21 protein-coding genes, 1 tRNA gene and 1 pseudogene are annotated in these 18,818 nt (G+C 42.1%); 17 read left to right on the forward strand and 6 right to left on the reverse strand.

Features of this window, described 5'->3' with window-relative positions:
- Positions 1–639: 639 nt before the first annotated feature.
- A tRNA-Leu gene (locus PUQ00_RS12630) sits at positions 640–721 on the reverse strand.
- A gap of 161 nt (positions 722–882) precedes the next feature.
- Complete coding sequence (gene alr, locus PUQ00_RS12635) at positions 883–2,070, reverse strand: alanine racemase (protein ID WP_300416652.1); 1,188 nt, start codon at positions 2,068–2,070, stop codon at positions 883–885.
- Positions 2,071–2,596: 526 nt separating this feature from the next.
- On the opposite strand from alr, the gene PUQ00_RS12640 reads away from it, so the two are divergent.
- Both PUQ00_RS12640 and PUQ00_RS12645 read left to right on the forward strand, forming a co-directional pair.
- Positions 2,597–3,094, forward strand: coding sequence for an HNH endonuclease (locus tag PUQ00_RS12640; RefSeq protein ID WP_300416654.1), 498 nt, complete (start codon positions 2,597–2,599; stop codon positions 3,092–3,094).
- Between the two features lie 663 nt (positions 3,095–3,757).
- On the forward strand, positions 3,758–5,038 hold the full coding sequence (locus PUQ00_RS12645) for a bifunctional oligoribonuclease/PAP phosphatase NrnA (RefSeq protein ID WP_300416657.1): 1,281 nt from the start codon (positions 3,758–3,760) through the stop codon (positions 5,036–5,038).
- A 44-nt stretch (positions 5,039–5,082) separates the two neighbouring features.
- Here the strand turns inward: PUQ00_RS12645 and PUQ00_RS12650 are convergent, their stop codons facing one another.
- Complete coding sequence (locus PUQ00_RS12650; RefSeq protein ID WP_300416659.1) at positions 5,083–5,229, reverse strand: hypothetical protein; 147 nt, start codon at positions 5,227–5,229, stop codon at positions 5,083–5,085.
- Positions 5,230–5,279: 50 nt separating this feature from the next.
- On the opposite strand from PUQ00_RS12650, the gene PUQ00_RS12655 reads away from it, so the two are divergent.
- The 7 genes and pseudogenes from PUQ00_RS12655 to PUQ00_RS12690 all read left to right on the forward strand — a co-directional run bounded on the left by PUQ00_RS12655 (position 5,280) and on the right by PUQ00_RS12690 (position 8,902).
- Complete coding sequence (locus PUQ00_RS12655) at positions 5,280–5,618, forward strand: DUF29 domain-containing protein (RefSeq protein WP_300416660.1); 339 nt, start codon at positions 5,280–5,282, stop codon at positions 5,616–5,618.
- A 109-nt stretch (positions 5,619–5,727) separates the two neighbouring features.
- Entirely contained in the window at positions 5,728–5,892 is a 165-nt protein-coding gene (locus tag PUQ00_RS12660; RefSeq protein WP_300416663.1) for a DUF29 family protein, read from the forward strand.
- A 151-nt stretch (positions 5,893–6,043) separates the two neighbouring features.
- On the forward strand, positions 6,044–6,259 hold the full coding sequence (locus PUQ00_RS12665; protein WP_300416666.1) for a hypothetical protein: 216 nt from the start codon (positions 6,044–6,046) through the stop codon (positions 6,257–6,259).
- A gap of 59 nt (positions 6,260–6,318) precedes the next feature.
- Positions 6,319–6,723 (forward strand): annotated as a pseudogene (locus PUQ00_RS32800) (PIN domain-containing protein).
- Positions 6,724–6,752: 29 nt separating this feature from the next.
- Positions 6,753–7,019 carry a hypothetical protein gene (locus tag PUQ00_RS12680; protein WP_300416674.1) on the forward strand — a complete coding sequence of 89 codons (267 nt, stop codon included), beginning with the start codon at positions 6,753–6,755 and terminating at the stop codon, positions 7,017–7,019.
- A gap of 102 nt (positions 7,020–7,121) precedes the next feature.
- The gene (gene sixA / locus PUQ00_RS12685) at positions 7,122–7,658 is read left to right on the forward strand and encodes a phosphohistidine phosphatase SixA (protein ID WP_300416676.1); all 537 of its coding nucleotides are present in this window, start codon (positions 7,122–7,124) and stop codon (positions 7,656–7,658) included.
- Between the two features lie 107 nt (positions 7,659–7,765).
- Complete coding sequence (locus PUQ00_RS12690; RefSeq protein WP_300416678.1) at positions 7,766–8,902, forward strand: citrate synthase; 1,137 nt, start codon at positions 7,766–7,768, stop codon at positions 8,900–8,902.
- Here the strand turns inward: PUQ00_RS12690 and PUQ00_RS12695 are convergent.
- A complete protein-coding gene (locus tag PUQ00_RS12695) occupies positions 8,874–9,002 on the reverse strand; it encodes a hypothetical protein (protein ID WP_300416681.1) in 129 nt (42 codons plus the stop codon). The genes PUQ00_RS12690 and PUQ00_RS12695 overlap by 29 nt on opposite strands.
- 275 nt (positions 9,003–9,277) lie before the next feature.
- Between PUQ00_RS12695 and nuoH the strand changes: the two genes are divergently transcribed.
- From nuoH to PUQ00_RS12725, 6 genes are all read left to right on the forward strand, one after another.
- Positions 9,278–10,396 carry an NADH-quinone oxidoreductase subunit NuoH gene (nuoH, locus tag PUQ00_RS12700; RefSeq protein ID WP_300416684.1) on the forward strand — a complete coding sequence of 373 codons (1,119 nt, stop codon included), beginning with the start codon at positions 9,278–9,280 and terminating at the stop codon, positions 10,394–10,396.
- Between the two features lie 94 nt (positions 10,397–10,490).
- Positions 10,491–11,075 (forward strand): NAD(P)H-quinone oxidoreductase subunit I, encoded by a 585-nt coding sequence (gene ndhI, locus PUQ00_RS12705; protein ID WP_300416687.1) that lies wholly within the window; start codon positions 10,491–10,493, stop codon positions 11,073–11,075.
- 115 nt (positions 11,076–11,190) lie between these two features.
- Entirely contained in the window at positions 11,191–11,805 is a 615-nt protein-coding gene (locus PUQ00_RS12710) for an NADH-quinone oxidoreductase subunit J (protein ID WP_300416690.1), read from the forward strand.
- A 59-nt stretch (positions 11,806–11,864) separates the two neighbouring features.
- Positions 11,865–12,170, forward strand: coding sequence for an NADH-quinone oxidoreductase subunit NuoK (gene nuoK, locus PUQ00_RS12715; RefSeq protein ID WP_006199065.1), 306 nt, complete (start codon positions 11,865–11,867; stop codon positions 12,168–12,170).
- Between the two features lie 6 nt (positions 12,171–12,176).
- Complete coding sequence (locus PUQ00_RS12720) at positions 12,177–13,097, forward strand: NAD(+) kinase (protein WP_300416693.1); 921 nt, start codon at positions 12,177–12,179, stop codon at positions 13,095–13,097.
- Positions 13,098–13,782: 685 nt separating this feature from the next.
- The gene (locus PUQ00_RS12725) at positions 13,783–14,574 is read left to right on the forward strand and encodes a GNAT family N-acyltransferase (protein ID WP_300416696.1); all 792 of its coding nucleotides are present in this window, start codon (positions 13,783–13,785) and stop codon (positions 14,572–14,574) included.
- 432 nt (positions 14,575–15,006) lie between these two features.
- Here the strand turns inward: PUQ00_RS12725 and PUQ00_RS12730 are convergent, their stop codons facing one another.
- On the reverse strand, positions 15,007–15,402 hold the full coding sequence (locus tag PUQ00_RS12730) for a RidA family protein (RefSeq protein WP_300416699.1): 396 nt from the start codon (positions 15,400–15,402) through the stop codon (positions 15,007–15,009).
- A gap of 281 nt (positions 15,403–15,683) precedes the next feature.
- Here PUQ00_RS12730 and PUQ00_RS12735 point away from each other — a divergent pair, with 281 nt between their 5' ends.
- Entirely contained in the window at positions 15,684–17,309 is a 1,626-nt protein-coding gene (locus PUQ00_RS12735; RefSeq protein WP_300416702.1) for a glycosyltransferase family 39 protein, read from the forward strand.
- 306 nt (positions 17,310–17,615) lie between these two features.
- Entirely contained in the window at positions 17,616–18,335 is a 720-nt protein-coding gene (locus PUQ00_RS12740; RefSeq protein WP_300416705.1) for a DUF4079 domain-containing protein, read from the forward strand.
- Between the two features lies 1 nt (position 18,336).
- Here PUQ00_RS12740 and PUQ00_RS12745 read toward each other — a convergent pair whose 3' ends face one another.
- Complete coding sequence (locus PUQ00_RS12745; protein ID WP_300416708.1) at positions 18,337–18,762, reverse strand: hypothetical protein; 426 nt, start codon at positions 18,760–18,762, stop codon at positions 18,337–18,339.
- Between the last annotated feature and the right edge of the window lie 56 nt (positions 18,763–18,818).

The raw sequence follows: 18,818 nt of genomic DNA on the forward strand, positions 1-18,818 counted from the left end.
GATTTATTGACAAAAATAAATTTATTTTTTAATATTCATACTTAAAAGCGTAGTTGATACAGAATGTAAAACTTATCTTTTGTAAGGTGTTTTACCACAGAGAGTACGGCATCGAAAGCACTCGGAATAGTGCGTTAGAAAGGTAAAGCACCCTACTAGGGAAATTTTAGGTTATTAAATCCATGTTTTTTAGAGGATATTTGTAAAGTATCAAGTTGCATAAACATCCCTCTAAGTAGGTGGGCGGAAAAATTTATCAGTACGTTCGCACAGCGTCTCGTAGAGAAGCAATCGCAATGGTTTTGACTACTTTATATTTTGTTACATAGTTAGGTTTATTTGTGGCTATCTACTTAACCGCCAAGGGCTATTTCGTTTATATAGCGCTTCTCACTTAAGTACAATACAGACCTAACCCCTTCCCTACAAAGGAAGGGGAGTAAGATTCAAAGCCTCTTTCCTAAAAGGAGAGAGGTCAAACTGTGTTGCATCCAAGCAAGAACCGCTATATCTAAGACTATAGCTGGCTCAACATATTTTTACTTAGAAAATACTTAAATAGGCTGATACTATCCCTAAAGTTTTAACTCAAGTGTTAGTACCAGCCTAGATAAGGCAATTCAATTTATTTATTCAAAGTGCGGATGAAAGGACTTGAACCTTCACTCCTTTCGGAACTAGAACCTAAATCTAGCGCGTCTGCCAATTTCGCCACATCCGCATCATTTTACTATTATACCATAAGAAATTATTTATGGGAAGGGAGTGGGGAGTGGGGGAGTAAGAATTTTAGATTTTAGATTTTAGATTTTAGATTAAAGAATTGAAATTTAATCCAAAATCGTCAATCCAAAATCCAAAATTGAATTGCCCCATGCCCAATTACATGACTGCAACCCGAGGCAGACGATGCTTGAACCCGCAGAGGATTTCCCAAGAAATAGTGTTTAGTTGTTCTGCCCAATCGTCTGCTGAAATTTGTTCTTTTCCCTGTTCTCCTAGTAAGGTGACTACTTCTCCTTCTTGGATATTAGGTATAGCACTCACATCCAGCATTAACTGATCCATTGTAATTGTCCCGATTTGCGATACCCGCCGACCGCGAATTAACGCCTGCATTTTGTTGGAAAGACTGCGAGGCACACCGTCAGCATAGCCAATTCCGACGACGGCGAGGCGAAGTTCACGCGGGGCAATAAATTGATGACCGTAACTAACAGCAGTTCCTGGGGCAATTGTTTTAACTTGTGTGACTCGTGCTTTAAGTTGCAAAACGGGCTTGAGGTCGATCGCATTTTGTAAATGGGTTGCTGGGTAGAGTCCGTAAAGGGCTAAACCTAGTCGTACAATGTCGTAGTGCAATGCCCGATCTGTGAGTGCAGCTGCTGAGTTTGCCAAGTGCAAGCAGGGCGGTTGAATTCCCATTGCTTTGATTTGGGCGATCGCTGACTCAAATCGTTTATGCTGTTCTTCCATTACCGTCGGATCAGGACTATCTGCTGTTGCCAAATGAGAATAAATACTGGCTATTTCAAGATGTGGTAATCGTTGCACTAATTGCACAAATTCACCAGCTTGCTGCCAATTAGTTCCCAATCTGGACATTCCCGTATCTAATTTGATGTGTACGGGTATGGGAGAACCATAATTCATGGCTTCTAAAGTGTCGGAAAATACCAAAGCTTGTTTAGGGCTACAGAGTGTGGGCTGAAGTTTCCAATGTGCGATCGCATGAATCTGCTCTGGTGTATGAGTTGCCCCTAAAATCAAAATGGGCGCTTGAATTCCGCCTTCTCGCAATTGAATAGCTTCTGGAACTGTAGCGACTCCCAGCCAACTAGCTCCCGATTGGATTACAGTTTGGGCGACTGTTACCGCTCCATGTCCATAAGCATCAGCTTTTACTACTGCCATCAACTGGGTATGCGGCGATAAAAACTGCACCAATTGCTGTACATTATACGACAACGCCCCTAAATCAATTTCTACCCAAGCGCGTTGGGAAAACCAAGCGTAGGTATCACACTCCTGACTATCAGCAAAACTTGGGGTTTGTTTATGACTCAACATTTGTACTGACTCCTATCCCACCACGGCTAAACTTCCAAATTATCTATCTATACACGCTCATTTAAGCGATATCAGATTAAATAGGAAGTTTACCCTTCATATTGCAATTGATACAATATGTTGCGTTACTAAAGAAAAAATTAAAAGTTAGGAGTAAATCTGAAGTAGATGTGTTATTGCTTTAACCTAACGCACCGCTCCAGATGGTACGTTAGGCGCTCATACCATGTTTTTTGTGAGAAATCATCTCGAAAAATGCGCCTAACACAACGCCAGCGACTGGCTCGACTTTTCGTTACATTCTTCTCCACGAGACGTTGCGCGATCGCGTTAGCTTACGGTTACGTTTTTTTGCGTCAGGTTAGAAGTTTTACTTCCAAACTCCTAACTCCTAACTCCTAACTTCTAACTCTCAACTCATAACTTAATTTCCGAATTATCCCGAAAGTATAATTTATTATCATCTCCCTAGCAGGGTGTATTTGTGTTAACATTTATGTAAAGCTAATACCCTGAGCGCAGATAAATGGGGAAGGTTTTAGTCTTAAACGCCTCTTACGAACCTCTCAATATAACGAGCTGGCGTCGCGCTGCGGTTCTGTTAATCAAAGGCAAAGCAGAACGCGTGGAACACAACGGTAAATTCGTTTATACGGATTTCCCGTTGCCGACCGTGATCCGGTTGCGTCATTATGTACGCGTTCCTTATAAAGAAATTCCTCTGACTCGCCGAAATATATTGCACCGTGACGGTCATGCGTGTCAATACTGTGGTTATACAGGGGATGAGTTGACTCTAGACCATGTAATACCGCGATCGCGCGGCGGCGGCGATACCTGGGAGAACATTGTTACCGCTTGTGTCCGTTGCAATGTTAAAAAAGGCAGTCGCACTCCCCACGAAGCTCATATGCCTTTGCGTCATCCCCCCCGCCAACCTTATAGCAGCCTCTATTTTGAGGTCAGCAAACATCTTAAGAGTGGACTTCACACAGAGTGGCAAAAGTATGTTATAGGTCTTTGATATGACTTAACCTAATTCTAAAATCATCAAGAAATAGTCACAGGTTTGCGTTTGTACTTATTTTTAGAGTCTCGCTAAAGCTGTGTTAGATACATTTGATTTAACAAATTGTCTGTTGGATCAGGTTTGTGCAGGTATTGTCATACACATTTTTCGGCACAAAGCAACACATTCGTCTGCATAAATCCAGGCAAAGGTGAGTTCGAGGAACCTCTAAGAGCCTTGAACTTTAGTTCTGTCTTGTTATCAAACTCCAGACGTGCTGTTGCTCGTGTCTCTACTACTCATTTAGAAGTAATGTCTATATATAGGTAGCAATTAAGTTACAGTTTCTAGCCCGAAAGTAATAATATAGAAACTATACCCTAAGTTAGAGATAAATCCCGGTGATTTAATTTATGGAAGAGAAAAAAGCGAAATAAAACAGATTAATGCTAGCAGATACAGCCCGATATACTAAACTTCATTGTTTCCAGTACTTTTACGCCCTCTAGTGGAATTTAGGTGATTGTTGAGCGCTATTACTGACAAAAAATATACTCAGATGTATAGTGCAATGTCTTGATATTTTTGCGAAGATCATAATAATGTGGCTAAATTCAGTCAATTGCTGAACCTAGTATTTCTGAATTAAAGGAGCCTCACACTTAAAAAAAGTTCCCTATGTACTTCAATCCCGTTACTCAGTTTGAGAGTTTGTCATTGACCACAGAGCCAAACCCAGAGGAACCTGAAATCGAGAAAGCGCCAGTGGAAGTTGCATTTAAGAGTCTGTCATTACCGCCATCGGTAGGTGACGGAGCTATATATATCAGTCACCGTGGTAATTCTCTGGCACAACAAAAGTCAGAAGAACTGCAAAAAACTCTTTTGGCACACCGACACGATCGCCAACTGATAATTCTACAAGATTTTCCTGACCCTGATGCCCTTTCCTGCGCCTGGGCTTACCAGTTAATTGCCCAGCAATATGATATCAAATGTGAAATCATTTATGCTGGCGCATTGAGCCATCAAGAGAATATTGCCTTAGTGAGGTTGACTAATTTACCTATCCAACGCTGGACGCCGCAAACCTTGAAAACCAAAGATTTGTCATCTTATCAAGGTTTTGTATTAATTGATAACCAGGGAACCACTTCACAGCTACTGTCAGCGGTGCGGCAGGCTGGAATTCCCCTAGTAGCCCTGATCGACCATCACAGTATACAAGGTGATCTCCAATCAGAGTTTGAGGATATCCGTCCCTATGTAAGAGCGACTGCAACAATTTTTACTCAATATCTCCAAACAGGATTACTGGCATTAGATAGCAGCATAAATCAACACGTCAAATGCGCCACTGCCTTGATGCACGGCTTGCGATCAGATACAAATCGGCTAATGCAAGCGCAAGAAGAAGATTTTATGGCAGCTGCGTATTTAAGCCGATTTTATGATGCCCAATTGCTCAACGCCATTTTACAGGCGAACTGTTCCAAGCGGGTAATGGATGTGATCGAGCGATCGCTAAAAAATCGCATCGTCCAAAATAACTTTTCCATCGCTGGTGTTGGTTACTTACGCTACGATGACCGCGATGCCATCCCTCAAGCGGCTGATTTTCTCGTCACCGAAGAAAACGTTCACACCGCCGTAGTTTATGGCATTGTTCACGATGAAGACGAAGAACTAGAAATAGTCATTGGCTCCTTGAGAACCACCAAACTCACCCTTGACCCCGATGAATTCATCAAAGAAGCCTTTGGGCAAGATAGCGCAGGGCGCTTTTTCGGCGGTGGAAGGACAAGCGCAGGCGGCTTTGAAATTCCAATGGGCTTCTTATCTGGCAGCAACGAAAATCCCGCCTATGCGAAAATGAAATGGGAAGTATTCGACACTCAAATTAAGCAAAAACTACTGAGGTTAGTCAATCCTAGAGACAACCCGATTCAGTCGGAGTAGAGGGAGGCGAGGGAGATGGGGAGAACTCCTAACTCATGTAGCAGTCAAAGTGCTTGGTCAGATAGCATCCCTAAGTCATTCGTGATAAACATATTTCCCGACTTTTCTAAAAAGTCGGGAATCTTGGTTTTATCGGAGAGGTTGAACTGATTGAGGATGTAGTTCGTGCTTAATGTTAAGTAAGTAGGCACAAATAAAATTAACTCGCGCGTACCTATTTTATTTGCGAAGAAGGAGCGCCATGAAGTCTACAGAACTGCAAATGTTACAAACTCTGCATGAGCAAGATTTTTATGCTTGGGTAGAGCAGACAGCAGAGCTTTTGCGATCGCACCACTGGGACACGCTGGATTTAGAACACTTAATTGAGGAAGTGGTGGACTTGGGTAAGAGTCAACAGCGTGCTTTGCAGAGCGCGTTACGGTTGGTGTTGTCGCACTTGCTGAAGTGGAAGTATCAACCCGAACACCGTAGCCGCAGTTCGCAAGTGACCATTACCCGTGAGCGACTGAATCTGGATGAATTGCTGCAAGAAAGTCCTAGCTTGCGCCGTTTTTTAAATAGACTTATCCGGAAATGAGAACTTTATTTGGCTGAAACCTAGCTCTGGAGAGGGTTTTAGAGGTTCCTGTTTTATATAAGCTAAAAAGCCAGCTATGTAAGGGTTTCAGCTATTTTGAGGTTTATTTGTGGATAAGTCTATTGAGCCGGAGTGGATTAATATTACTTATCAGCGATCGCGGCGAGAGGCAATGGTCGAGACTGGTTTATCAGAGGAGAACTTTGCGATCGTCTGTCCCTTTTCTGTCGATGACATTTTAGACTTAGACTTTTATCCTAATGCTGATGAATAACCGTAACCCCTTGTGGAATTTTCTATGAATGGAAACGTTTTTAACTGGGATTATACATCACCTGAATAGGGAGCGATTAAAACCGTAGGGTGCAAAATAACTTTTCCATTACAGGCGTAATTCCCAAATTGAGTAAATAAGAGGCATAGCCATGACACAGCAAGAATTGTCAAAATTAAGAACATTGCCAGAACTACACAAACAAGTGCTGCAATTACCCATTAGAGAACGTTGGTATTTAGTTCAGTCTGTTCTGGCATCAATTCAACAAGAAACCCTATCGTCTATTCCTCTCAGTCCCACCTTAGAACCTTTAACCGACCTTGACCCCTGGACTCAGAGTTTAATAGGTGTAATCCAGCTATAACAAAAAAATCCGACAGAAACTTATGTGGATTATTTAGAGGAAAAATACAGTTGAAACGGGTGTTGTTCGACAGCGATGTGTTGCTGGAGATTTTGGCACAGCGTCAACCATTTATCGTAGCTTCCGCACGAGCATTAAATACAGTAATGCAGAATAAAGTACAAGGTTATGTTTCAGGTCATGCAGGAACCAATATTTTCTATATTCTGCGTCGTCAAGTTGGTAATTAAGTAGCGCGTGAACTATTAGCAAAGTTATTGCAGCACCTTCAAGTTGCCAGCGTAACAGATGAAGTTATTCGGCAAGCTTTGAATAGCCCAATTAAGGATTTTGAGGATGCGGTAACGAGTGCTGCGGCGCTTACGGCAGGTTTAGAAATAATTGTGACGCGAAACACACCCGATTTTGTGGCTTCTTTAGTTCCGGCAATGCTGCCAGATGAGTTTTTGACAACGCTAATTTGAGTGAGTTTATTTTTATGAGAGGTATAAAAATGACACAGCAAGAATTATTTAATGAGTTTTTATCCCTTCCTGCGGAAGCACAGCGTCAAGTCATCGACTATATTGCTTTTTTGCGACAAAGATATGCAGCAGTTGAATCTGCCTCTCAGTCGGCTGATATTGACTTGATCAATGATAGCTTTATTGGGATGTGGAGCGTAGGTGGAGCCGGTCGTAGACATCGCCAAGATTTAGCTGATAGCACTGCTTGGGTACGTGGTGTTCGAGAAAATGAGTGGTCAAAGTCACATGACTAACTCAACCATCGTTGATACTGATATTCTAGAAGTTAATTTACACTGGGCGAAACTCTTAATTCAGCACGGGCTACGCCTAGCTACGCTAACAAAATTAAAAGTATGAAACTATACTTAATTCGTCATGGCATCGCCGAAGACAAGGGATTAGGCATCAAGGATGAGGAGCGCAGCCTTACCAAAGAAGGACGGCAAAAAACTGAGAAAGTTGCTCAGAAACTTGTTAAATTGGGTTTAAGCTTTGATTTAATTCTCACCAGTCCTTTAGTGCGGGCCCGCCAAACGGCTGAAATCCTCATAGCAGAAAAACTAAGCTCCCAGTTAGAGGAATCTAGCCACCTTGCCCACGATGGTCAAATTTCTAGTTGGCTCAAAGACTGGTTAGAGCCGAGGAATTATTCCCAAAATACCCAACTGGCGCTGGTTGGACACGAACCTGATTTGACCAATTGGGCAGAAATTCTCCTATGGGGCACCGAACTTCTGATCGGCGGAAGCCGCCGCTCAGAGTTCTCGGAAGTCAAAGCAAGCTTAGTCTTGAAAAAAGCAGGTATGATTGGGATAAAACTACCAGAAACAGGTTCTCCTCTGGGTCGTAGTCAGATGTTTTGGTTGACACCACCCAAGTACCTGCTATAACAGTTTTTCAACATTTCCAATTGTTGTTAGAATAGCTACTGTTATGGCGACAATAATTTCTGGTAAGTTAGCTTGATCAGATATTTCAAAAAGCAAATGGTGTTGCCATGATGGTGTGCGAATACAAGCCTGGTTTAGAAGGCATTCCCGCCGCCCAATCAAGTATCAGCTATGTTGATGGGCAAAAGGGAATACTCGAATATCGTGGCATCCGAATTGAGGAACTAGCAGAAAAAAGTACATTCTTGGAAACTGCTTATCTCTTAATCTGGGGTGAACTGCCAAGCAAGGAAGAACTGGAAACATTTGAGCATGAAGTTCGTTACCACAGGCGGATAAAGTACCGCATTCGGGACATGATGAAATGCTTTCCAGAAAGCGGGCACCCAATGGATGCCTTGCAAGCCTCTGCTGCTGCTTTAGGGTTATTTTATTCGCTCCGCGATTTACATAATCCTGTCTACATTCGAGATTCGGTGGTGCGCCTGATAGCAACCATTCCCACGATGGTGGCGGCATTCCAACTAATGCGAAAAGGCAATGACCCGATACGTCCGCGTGATGACTTAGATTACTCCGCCAACTTTCTATATATGCTCGATGAGCGAGAACCCGATCCTCTGATGGCGCGAGTTTTTGATATCTGCTTGATACTTCAGGTCGAGCATACAATGAATGCTTCTACTTTCAGTGCCAGGGTGACAGCTTCTACCTTGACTGATCCTTATGCTGTGGTTGCTAGTGCCGTCGGAACTTTGGGTGGGCCTCTGCATGGTGGAGCCAATGAAGAAGTAATTCAGATGTTGGAAAAAATTGGCTGTGTGGAAAATGTCCGTCCCTATATAGAGGACTGTCTGCAAAGTAAATCTAAGATTATGGGCTTTGGACATCGTGTGTATAAAGTGAAAGACCCACGAGCCACAATCTTACAAGGACTAGCAGAGCAACTGTTTGAAAAGTTTGGGCATGACAAGTTCTATGACATTGCTCAAGAAATGGAACGAGTGGTAGAGGAAAAACTTGGTAGCAAAGGGATTTATCCCAATATTGACTTTTACTCAGGTTTGGTGTATAGAAAGATGGGGATTCCCACAGACTTGTTTACGCCAATATTTGCGATCGCCCGTGTTGCCGGTTGGTTAGCCCACTGGAAAGAACAACTAGCAGAAAACCGGATTTTCCGTCCTACCCAGGTTTACAACGGTCTGCACGAAGTTAGTTATACCCCCATTGACCAACGATAATGGGGCATTGGGCATTGGGCATGGGGCATTGGGCATGGAAAATCGAACCAATGCCCCATACACTATGCGCTATTTGAACGGTCTTCAGAGATAAAATCACTGCGTAAGTCCTGAAAATATATAGTCTCTCCTTGTTCCTTTGTTTCCTTGTCCCCGCCTCTCCTCAATAGCCAATCTCAATGCCAACCATAAGTAGAAGTTCTCATCTCCCTTCAGAGGGCTAAAACCATCCAAGGATATACTAGGCATGGGAATTAGCAACAAATCTTCAATCAAGCGTCATCTGGGCAAAAATTAAAAATGGGTGAATTTACAGGTATTAATTCAACTAATAGTTGTAATTCATTATGACTCGATGTCTTAAAGAGCGGAAACATGAACTCAGGAATTGACCTCCAAGGAACTTTTATTGAATCCCTCCGGGATTTAGGTATACCAGCAGGAACCGCCAAAGCCATTTGGATGCCACTGCCAATGATACTGATGCTAATAGGGGCAACAGTGGGGGTATTAGTTGCTACTTGGCTAGAACGAAAAATTTCCGCCGCCGCACAGCAGCGAATTGGGCCAGAATACCAGGGGCCTTTTGGGTTGCTGGTACCTGTAGCGGATGGTTTGAAGTTGGTATTTAAAGAAGATATAGTCCCAGCCAAGTCTGACCCCTGGCTGTTTACCCTCGGCCCAATTATTGTTGTAATTCCGGTGTTTTTGTCGTTCCTGATCGTCCCCTTTGGGCAGAACATCGTAATTAGCAATGTCGGCATGGGCGTATTCTTGTGGATTGCCTTATCAAGCATTCAACCCATTGGCTTGCTGATGGCTGGCTACGCATCTAATAATAAATACTCCCTCTTAGGGGGGTTGCGGGCAGCAGCGCAATCTATTAGTTATGAAATTCCTTTGGCGCTGGCGGTCTTAGCGATCGCTATGATGTCTAACAGCCTCAGCACCGTTGATATTGTCAATCAACAGTCTGGCTACGGCATCCTGGGCTGGAACATTTGGCGACAACCAATCGGTTTCCTGATCTTTTGGATCGCCGCCCTAGCTGAATGCGAACGATTACCCTTTGACTTACCCGAAGCGGAAGAAGAACTGGTAGCAGGCTATCAAACTGAATACTCAGGCATGAAATTCGGTCTGTTCTACCTGGGTTCCTACGTTAACTTGATCCTTTCTTCCCTACTAGTAGCAATTCTCTACCTGGGCGGTTGGGACTTTCCCGTTCCCCTCAACCTCATTGCTGGTTGGCTGGGAGTCAGTGAAATAAATCCCGTGTTCCAGATAGTAACTGCGGCTTTGGGTATCATTATGACCGTGTTCAAAGCCTATTTACTAGTGTTTGTCGCCATCCTGTTACGCTGGACAGTGCCACGGGTACGGATTGACCAACTGTTAGATTTAGGATGGAAGTTTTTATTGCCAGTTGGTTTGGTTAATCTCCTATTAACCGCCGCGCTGAAACTAGCCTTTCCCTTCGCCTTCGGCGGATAAAGCAATTTTAGATTTTAGATTTTAGATTTTGGATTAAGTCTGAAATCTAAAATCCAAAATCCAAAATCCAAAATTGAAAAGAGAGAGACACAAAATGCTAAAGTTCCTAAAACAAGTTGGTGATTACGCCAAAGAAACGGTACAAGCTGCGCGATACATTGGTCAGGGGCTTTCTGTCACCTTCGATCATATGCGGCGGCGTCCAATTACCGTACAGTACCCTTATGAGAAACTGATTCTTGGCGAACGGTTTCGCGGTAGAATTCACTTTGAATTTGATAAGTGTATCGCCTGCGAAGTTTGTGTTCGCGTTTGTCCGATTAACCTGCCTGTAGTAGATTGGGAATTCGACAAAGCCAGCAAAAAGAAAAAACTCAACCACTACAGCATTGACTTTGGAGTTTGCATCTTTTGCGGTAACTGTGTGGAATTTTGCCCTACTAATTGTCTATCCATGACAGAAGAATATGAGCTTGCGACTTACGATCGCCATGAATTGAACTATGACAGCGTGGCGCTGGGTCGTCTGCCTTATAAGGTAACAGATGACCCAATGGTTACACCACTGCGCGAACTAGTTTACCTACCCAAAGGCGTCCTCGAACCACATGGACTGCCCGCAGATGCGCCACGTCCGGGTGCGCGTCCAGAAGACCTAGTAGAACAAACAGAAAAATAAATAAATGTCATTTGTCCATTGTCATTTGTCCATTGTTATTTGACTAATGACTAATGACTAATGACCAATGACCAATGACCAATGACCAATGACAATTGACTAAGGACAAAAAACAGTGAATCTAGCGGAAGGAGTACAGTTAGTATCACTTGGCATATTGGGCGTGATGATGATTGGGGCAGCCATTGGTGTGGTGCTGTTCTCTAGCATCGTCTATTCTGCCTTTATGTTGGGGGGTGTGTTCATCAGCATAGCGGGAATCTACCTGTTGCTAAATGCTGATTTTGTTGCAGCTGCACAAATACTAATTTACGTTGGGGCGGTTAACGTGTTGATTTTGTTTGCCATTATGTTGGTGAACAAGCGGCAGGATTTTGTAGCATTTCCCAACACTTGGGTGCGTAAAGTACTTACGGGTATAGTTAGTGTAGGATTGTTTGGTCTTTTAAGTACGATGGTGCTGGCAACGCCTTGGGCCTACTCAACTACTCCTGTGGTGGGTGGTGAAAGTTCTATAGTTTTAATTGGAGAACATTTCTTCACTGACTTTTTACTGCCTTTTGAACTAGCTTCCATTTTGCTGCTGATAGCGATGGTAGGAGCAATTATTTTGGCACGTCGCGAGTATTTGCCAGACCTGTTGGCACCATCCAAACTGGGGCAAACTGTTTTGACTTTGCAAGAACGCCCCAGAGAACTGGTATCAACAACCAGCGAAACAAAAGAGTAAGATTTGCGACTTCATTCGCAGATAAACAGCGAGATTTTTGAGGAGGAATACCCAAATTCATGCAACTCCAGTACTTTTTATTACTAGCAGCAGCTTTATTCTGCATCGGCATCTACGGTTTAATTACCAGCCGCAACGCTGTGCGGGTGCTGATGTCAATTGAGTTACTGCTCAATGCTGTTAATCTGAATTTAATGGCATTTTCCAACTTCCTTGACTCAACATTAATTAAGGGTCAGGTTTTCACAGTATTTGTGATCACCGTGGCGGCAGCCGAGGCGGCGGTGGGTTTAGCGATCGTGCTTGCCATTTATCGCAACCGCGATACCGTCGATATGGAGCAGTTTAATCTCCTGAAGTGGTAATTGTGCGTGCAACTCAAGCAGGTAATCATTGCTTATAAAGCGCGGGATGCCCAGAGTAAAGAATGGGCAGAAATCTGTGCTAAACAACTAGAAAGTCGCCAGTGCCAGGTGTTGATGGGGCCTAGCGGACCGAAAGACAACCCTTATCCAGTCTTTTTGGCTTCGGCGGCTCAACCAATCGATCTCGCTTTGGTACTCGGTGGTGATGGCACTGTTTTAACCAGTGCCAGACATTTAGCCCCAGCTGGCATCCCAATTCTGGGAGTGAATGTGGGAGGTCATCTGGGGTTTTTAACTGAGTCTGTGGAAGAGTTTCAGGATACGGAGAAAGTTTGGGATCGGCTGTTTGAGGATCGCTATGCTATCCAACGGCGTATGATGTTACAAGCTGCGGTGTATGAGGGTCATGGGTCTAATTTGGAACCAGTGAGTGAGCATTACCTGGCTTTGAATGAATTTTGTGTCAAACCCGCCTCGGCTGACCGAATGATTACCTCAATTCTGGAAATGGAAATCGACGGTGAGGTAGTCGATCAATATGTCGGGGATGGGTTAATCATTGCTACTCCCACAGGTTCTACTGGTTACACCGTTTCCGCCAATGGGCCAATTATGCACGATGGTATGGAGGCGATTACCATCACTCCTATTTGTGCAATGAGCCTTTCTAGTCGCCCCCTCGTTTTACCCCCTGGTTCTGTGGTGAGTATTTGGCCTTTGGGGGATTACGATCTGAGTACCAAACTGTGGACAGATGGAGTTTTAGGGACTTCAATTTGGCCAGGACACCGCGTTGATGTGCGGATGGCAGATTGTCGGGCTAAATTTATCATTTTGCGCGAGAACAATTCCTACTATCAGACGCTGCGGGAGAAGTTGCTTTGGGCAGGTACAAGGGTTCACTACAGCAATAATCATCGTAATTAATTCAGTATTTTAGAGTGCATTTACCGCAGATTGCGTAGACGTAGCCCACCGTAGGCATCGCAACCAAAATTATCCAAGCCCCTGGATTCATCCGGGGGCTTCCTGCCCCGATTTTGACTTTCTTTGCTGATACCGTTTGACTGTAATAATTAATCATACAAATAGGTTCGTAGGGGCACAGCAATGCTCATCCGTGTCAACTTAAGATGAAAGTTAGTCTAGAACCAGCTTTTAGAGATTGTCTCGTTCCCAGTCGGAGACTCTTAATGCATTCCGAGAGGCTCCGCCTCAAGACTTGCGGCAGAGCCACAATGAGGTGCATTTCCAGCCAGAGGCTAGAAACGAGGTTTTAAAAGGGTTTTGGCTTAAGTTGACACCAATGAGCTTTTTCTGTGCCCTTACGACAAATCTTCTATATGTATCAGGGTTTATGTTAATTGGTATGACTTGCATTTATAGCGTATATCAAAGGAAAATTTTGTATCTTATTGCCAGATTTTTTAGGAATTAATGCCCATAATAAAAGCACTATACCCCTAATCCAAGAGAGTAAAAAAACTCTTTAAAGGTTCTTTTATCAAAAACCGTCTCAATCACGCTTCCACACATTAATGAATAATGTGAGCTATTTGTATAGTGGCTAAATCCTAGTAGGATATTTTCGTAAATCTAAGTAGGAAGATAGATGAAAGTTTCTGGACGCAACATCAATTACCCACTGAATTTTCCCCCTATTGAAGATTTTCCCGTCCTTCAAACTGAAAAATACATCCTACGGCTGGCATCAACTGAAGGAGAATTAGAATCAATTTTTCGGTTGCGCTTTGAAGTTTTTAATCTTGAACTAGGCTTAGGATTTTCTGCTTCTAACTTTACCCAGATGGATATAGATAAGTTTGATACGGTTTGCCATCATTTAATCCTGATTTCCAAACAGACGGGTAAAACCATTGGAACTTATCGGATGCAAACCTATACAATGGCTTCTCAAAGACTAGGCTTTGATGCTGCCGATATATTTAATCTTAATGCGATTCCCAATTCTGTGCTTCAGGCATCAGTTGAAGTTGGGCGTGCATGTATAGCTAAAGAATATCGCAATAGTCAGGCACTTTTACTACTATGGAAAGGGCTAGCAAACTATCTCATCTGGACTAAAAACCAATATTTCTTTGGCTGTACATCATTACTAACACAATGTCCTTGGCAAGCTATTTACGCTTATGATTATTTTCGGCATAATGGCTTGATGCATCCAAGTATTTTAGTTTATCCAAATTCACAATCTTGTCTAGAAATTCCTCAAAATTATCCAGACATATCTAATTTTGAAATTCCTAAGATTTTGCAGGCATACTTGAATATTGGAGCTAAAATATGCAGTATTCCAGCTATTGATAGGCAGTTTAAGACCATCGATTTTTTAATTATATCTAATAGCAAAGAGTTTGCTAGATGGCGTTACCAAATTTTGTAAAAATTTTATTTTAACCTAACGATAGCTAGTTACAGGCAGCTACAGTAAAAAAGCTTGCACTACGGAGACTAGGATAATAGGAATATTTAAGCCTAGTTTATAGCGGTTCCCATTCAGGTGCGGTACAACATTATATTGCCAGGTGTAGGGGCTGTTCTGTGCCCATTGGTGTCAACTTAAACCAAAACTCTTTTAAAACCTCGTTTCCAACCAGAGGCTGGAAATGTTGCTCATTGCGGCTCTGCCGCTCTTTCTTGAGGCGGAGCCTCCCAAAGGCATTCCCAGTTAGAGACTCTTAACGAGACAATCTCTAAAAGCTATTTCTAGACTAACTTTCACGTTAAGTTGACACCTATGGGCACAGAACAGCCCCTACGCGTGTACCTCACGTAAAAGAGAACCGCTATAGTATGAGATAAAGTTTGATGTTCATCACTCTGAATCTAGAGCGATCGCATCAACTTCGACTTCAATTAACATCGCTGGATCAACTAGGGATTTCACTTCTACCATCGTTGAAGCTGGTGGATTTTCGCCAAATAATTCTTGATGTGCCCGTCCAAATTCAGCCCAACAGCTAATGTCTGTGACAAACATCCGAGTTCGCACAACATTACTTTGATCAGCACCTAAGTCTTGTAAAGCTTTTTGGATAATTTCAAAACAGCGCTTTGCCTGTGCATAAGCATTGCCAGGAGCAAAAACACCTCCTGTAGTATCAACTGGTGCAGTACCAGAAATATAAATGTGACTTCCGACTCTTATGCCTCGACAGTAACCTACTTTTGACTCCCAAGATGCACTAGAAAATGTCCGCTTAAGTTGCATAATAAATCTAATTTATTACCAATTTATGATATTTTACTCCACATTCGCATCTCGGCTACAAAATAAAAGTCAGTTTTGCGGTATTTGATACAACCTTGTGTAATTGTTTTCAGAGTTAATAGAAGAGAGATATTTATTGTCAATCTTTCAAATCAGATGACTCTCACTCAAAGTAGCTTGGCTATGTCTGATGGACAAACTTAGATATAATTCCTAGCGAACGCACTTTATTCAGTCCGTCTGAGTGGATTATTTTAGATAAATTCTTGGGAACATTACTTATGCGCCATCTCAAATTTGCTCCGAGTTGGTTGCGATTTTTAATTATTTTCTTATTGGCGATGGGTATATCGTTTCGCTTTGTTAACCTTGATGGCAAAGTTTACTGGCATGATGAAACTTATGCCTCATTACGGATTTCTGGTTACACAATTAATCAAGCAAAACAGCAACTTTTTAATAATCGTGTTATTGGCAGAGAAAATTTTACCCAGTTTCAAGGTGCAAATCCAGAAAAAAGCTTAAATGACACAATTATGTCTTTGGCAAAAGAAGATTCTTACCATCCACCGTTGTATTACGTAATAGCGAGATTGTGGATGGGAATCTTTGGTAATTCGGTGATGGCAATTAGAAGTTTATCTGCCTTCATCAGTTTGCTGGTTTTCCCTTGTGTTTATTGGCTATGCCGAGAATTATTTAATGTGCCATTATCGGTTCCTGGTGTAGCGATCGCACTCATGGCTATCTCTCCAATTCATCTAGTATACGCCCAAGAAGCACAAGAATATATTCTCTGGTTAGTCACCATATTACTATCCAGTGCATCACTGCTGCAAGCAATGCGGCTGGAATCACAAGATAAAGATGAGCTAGGAAAAAAACGACAACGACCAGATTTATTCGCTATCTGGAGTATTTATGCAGTCACTTTAGCCATCAGTCTTTATACATTTATTTGGAGTGGATTTGTAGCAGTTGCTCACGGAATTTATCTGATGATCACTGCAAAATATAAGTTAACTGAAACTATCAGAAATTATCTGATAGCATCGCTAGTAGGTTTTTTAGCTTTCATGCCTTGGCTAACGATTGTGTTCGGTAACTTTTTTCAATTTTTGATTTCATCAGATAAGACAACAACGCAGTCATTTTCAATGCCTGTCTTTCCATTTTTGCGAATGCAGTTAAGTCGGATTTTTTTTGATATAGACCTTAGTTCAAACAATCCTCTAGGCTATTTTATTACACTATTTTTTTTAACTTTGGTAGGATATTCAATTTGTTTTATTTGTCTAACAACTAACTATAAAGTCTGGTTTTTTGTAATCACATTGATTGTAGTGCCAGCACTACCCTTAATACTGCCAAGTTTAATTGCTGGGGGCATACGATTATCTACAGAACCATATTTAATACCATCTTATTTAGGAATCCAAGTGGCTGTTGCTTACCTACTAGCTACGCAACTATATAATGGCAGCGTGTCACGCCGGAGCATTTGGCAGATAATCATGGCATTAGTGATTATTTGTGGTCTGATTTCTTCTAAGGTGAGTTCCCAGGCTGAAACTTGGTGGAATAAGGGTATGAGCTATGACAATCCACAAGTTGCCCAAATCATCAATCAAACGACTCGTCCACTTTTGATTAGTGATGCTTTGGGTAATAATTATGGAAATGTCTTTTCTCTGAGCTATCTTTTGGAACCAAAAGTACGATTTCTGTTGGTGAACAACCAAAAAATTCCCAAAATTCCTAATGGGTTTACTGATGTATTTTTATTCAATCCTTCAGATACTTGGCGCGAAAGAATAGAAAAAAAGTATAAGTTAAAGACAGATATTGTTTACAGTGACAACTATTATTCAGTCTGGAAATTGCTGAAATCTCCTAAGTTGCGCTAACGTCATATCCCATCTAATAATAAGTTATTTTCCAGTTTATAGTGTAGTAATGTAGGGACACAGCAATGCTGTACGCCAGTTCGCCCAAGTCGGGAGACCCGCCCACGCGACTGGCTCCTGTATTCCATGCAATTGAGAACCGTTATAATCTTTTATCAGATATTCAAATATTTGCTTTCTTAAAATCAGCTAAGAATAACAAGAATAAATATTAAACAGATTCTCATCTGAAATTAATTTAAGTGATAGTAAGATGCTTTAGATTGTCTTTTGAGATAAATTTAATGATTTGTTGAAAGGTGTTCTATGCAAATAACAGATTTTCTTGGTCTTTTACATCCAGCGATCGCAATTATATTCGTGTTTCCACTCATCGGTACAGTGGTTAATTTTGCTTGGCAAACACGCCAACGCAGATTGCAAATTTTAGCCGGGAGTAAAAGCAAAATTCCCCCAGTTGTGGGTGGAGAACATAAACAGTTAGGTGAAATACTAACAAGTGCAGTTGTCGGATTAACTTTAATCGGATTAAGCTACCCGATTGGCAAAAATATTCTCAAAAATCACTTGTGGAATAAAACACCTTTTCAAGTCGTTTTTATTGTGTTAATATTTGCTGCTACAATCGCCTCTTTAGTATTACTTTATCGGGCAAAACAGCGAGTGTGGCGGGGAGTTTTTGCCACTTTAACTGGTGCAGGTTTAGTAATTCTAGGCTGTCAGGATGGAGTATATCGCCTCACCAAGGAGTGGTATTGGTCACATTATTATATTGGCATTACCGCAGCGCTGCTGATGATTTTTTCATTAGCAATTGTTCAAGATATTTATCAAGATAGATCCAATCGCTGGCGGATCGTCCATACGATTTTAAACTGCATTGCTTTGTTGCTATTTATTGGACAAGGCATGACAGGAACGCGAGACTTATTAGAAATTCCCTTGAGTTGGCAAGAACCATATATTTATCAGTGTGATTTTGCTAATAAAACTTGTCCAACGCCAAATTCCCAACCACCAAAGTGAACTAAGAGATTTCCAAATTATCTACAAGCCGATCGCGAATTGCTTTGAGTCTGTCTTGAGTCTTAATTGGTTCTCGCGGTGCTGGTAATTCGGTATTAGGCCAGTTAGGTAAATTATTGCAGGGACATAACAACGTCGGCATCCCGACGTTTCGCGCGGCTACTGGCATATTGCAACGACCACAAGGCAGCATATCCCATGCTGGTGTCAAGAGTTCAGCAATGGTTTCATGTGTACCCTCCAGGTAACAATCACCCGATTCCGGTGAGATAATTTTCTGCCAGCATTCTTCAAATTCTTCACTATAGCGATCGCCATTTAGCACCGATAGGGGCAAAAAGCTTGCCTTACCATTGCCCGTAATCACTTTCTTACCCAACTGGAACCAGTAGGCAAGATATCCTCTAACTTCTTGTTTGGTTGCCATAATACAATTTTAGATTTTAGACTTCGGCTTTGCTCAGTCGAACGATTTTAGATTTT

Source organism: Nostoc sp. S13 (assembly GCF_029379315.1).
GTDB lineage: Bacteria > Cyanobacteriota > Cyanobacteriia > Cyanobacteriales > Nostocaceae > Nostoc.

Excerpts from the sequence above, each read along its gene's own strand:
- alr (WP_300416652.1), bottom strand. The coding sequence starts at position 2,070 with ATGTTGAGTCATAAACAAACCCCAAGTTTTGCTGATAGTCAGGAGTGT.
- PUQ00_RS12640 (WP_300416654.1), top strand. The coding sequence starts at position 2,597 with ATGGGGAAGGTTTTAGTCTTAAACGCCTCTTACGAACCTCTCAATATA.
- PUQ00_RS12645 (WP_300416657.1), top strand. The coding sequence starts at position 3,758 with ATGTACTTCAATCCCGTTACTCAGTTTGAGAGTTTGTCATTGACCACA.
- PUQ00_RS12655 (WP_300416660.1), top strand. The coding sequence starts at position 5,280 with ATGAAGTCTACAGAACTGCAAATGTTACAAACTCTGCATGAGCAAGAT.
- PUQ00_RS12665 (WP_300416666.1), top strand. The coding sequence starts at position 6,044 with ATGACACAGCAAGAATTGTCAAAATTAAGAACATTGCCAGAACTACAC.
- PUQ00_RS12680 (WP_300416674.1), top strand. The coding sequence starts at position 6,753 with ATGACACAGCAAGAATTATTTAATGAGTTTTTATCCCTTCCTGCGGAA.
- sixA (WP_300416676.1), top strand. The coding sequence starts at position 7,122 with ATGAAACTATACTTAATTCGTCATGGCATCGCCGAAGACAAGGGATTA.
- PUQ00_RS12690 (WP_300416678.1), top strand. The coding sequence starts at position 7,766 with ATGATGGTGTGCGAATACAAGCCTGGTTTAGAAGGCATTCCCGCCGCC.
- nuoH (WP_300416684.1), top strand. The coding sequence starts at position 9,278 with ATGAACTCAGGAATTGACCTCCAAGGAACTTTTATTGAATCCCTCCGG.
- ndhI (WP_300416687.1), top strand. The coding sequence starts at position 10,491 with ATGCTAAAGTTCCTAAAACAAGTTGGTGATTACGCCAAAGAAACGGTA.
- nuoK (WP_006199065.1), top strand. The coding sequence starts at position 11,865 with ATGCAACTCCAGTACTTTTTATTACTAGCAGCAGCTTTATTCTGCATC.
- PUQ00_RS12725 (WP_300416696.1), top strand. The coding sequence starts at position 13,783 with ATGAAAGTTTCTGGACGCAACATCAATTACCCACTGAATTTTCCCCCT.
- PUQ00_RS12730 (WP_300416699.1), bottom strand. The coding sequence starts at position 15,402 with ATGCAACTTAAGCGGACATTTTCTAGTGCATCTTGGGAGTCAAAAGTA.
- PUQ00_RS12735 (WP_300416702.1), top strand. The coding sequence starts at position 15,684 with ATGCGCCATCTCAAATTTGCTCCGAGTTGGTTGCGATTTTTAATTATT.
- PUQ00_RS12740 (WP_300416705.1), top strand. The coding sequence starts at position 17,616 with ATGCAAATAACAGATTTTCTTGGTCTTTTACATCCAGCGATCGCAATT.
- PUQ00_RS12745 (WP_300416708.1), bottom strand. The coding sequence starts at position 18,762 with ATGGCAACCAAACAAGAAGTTAGAGGATATCTTGCCTACTGGTTCCAG.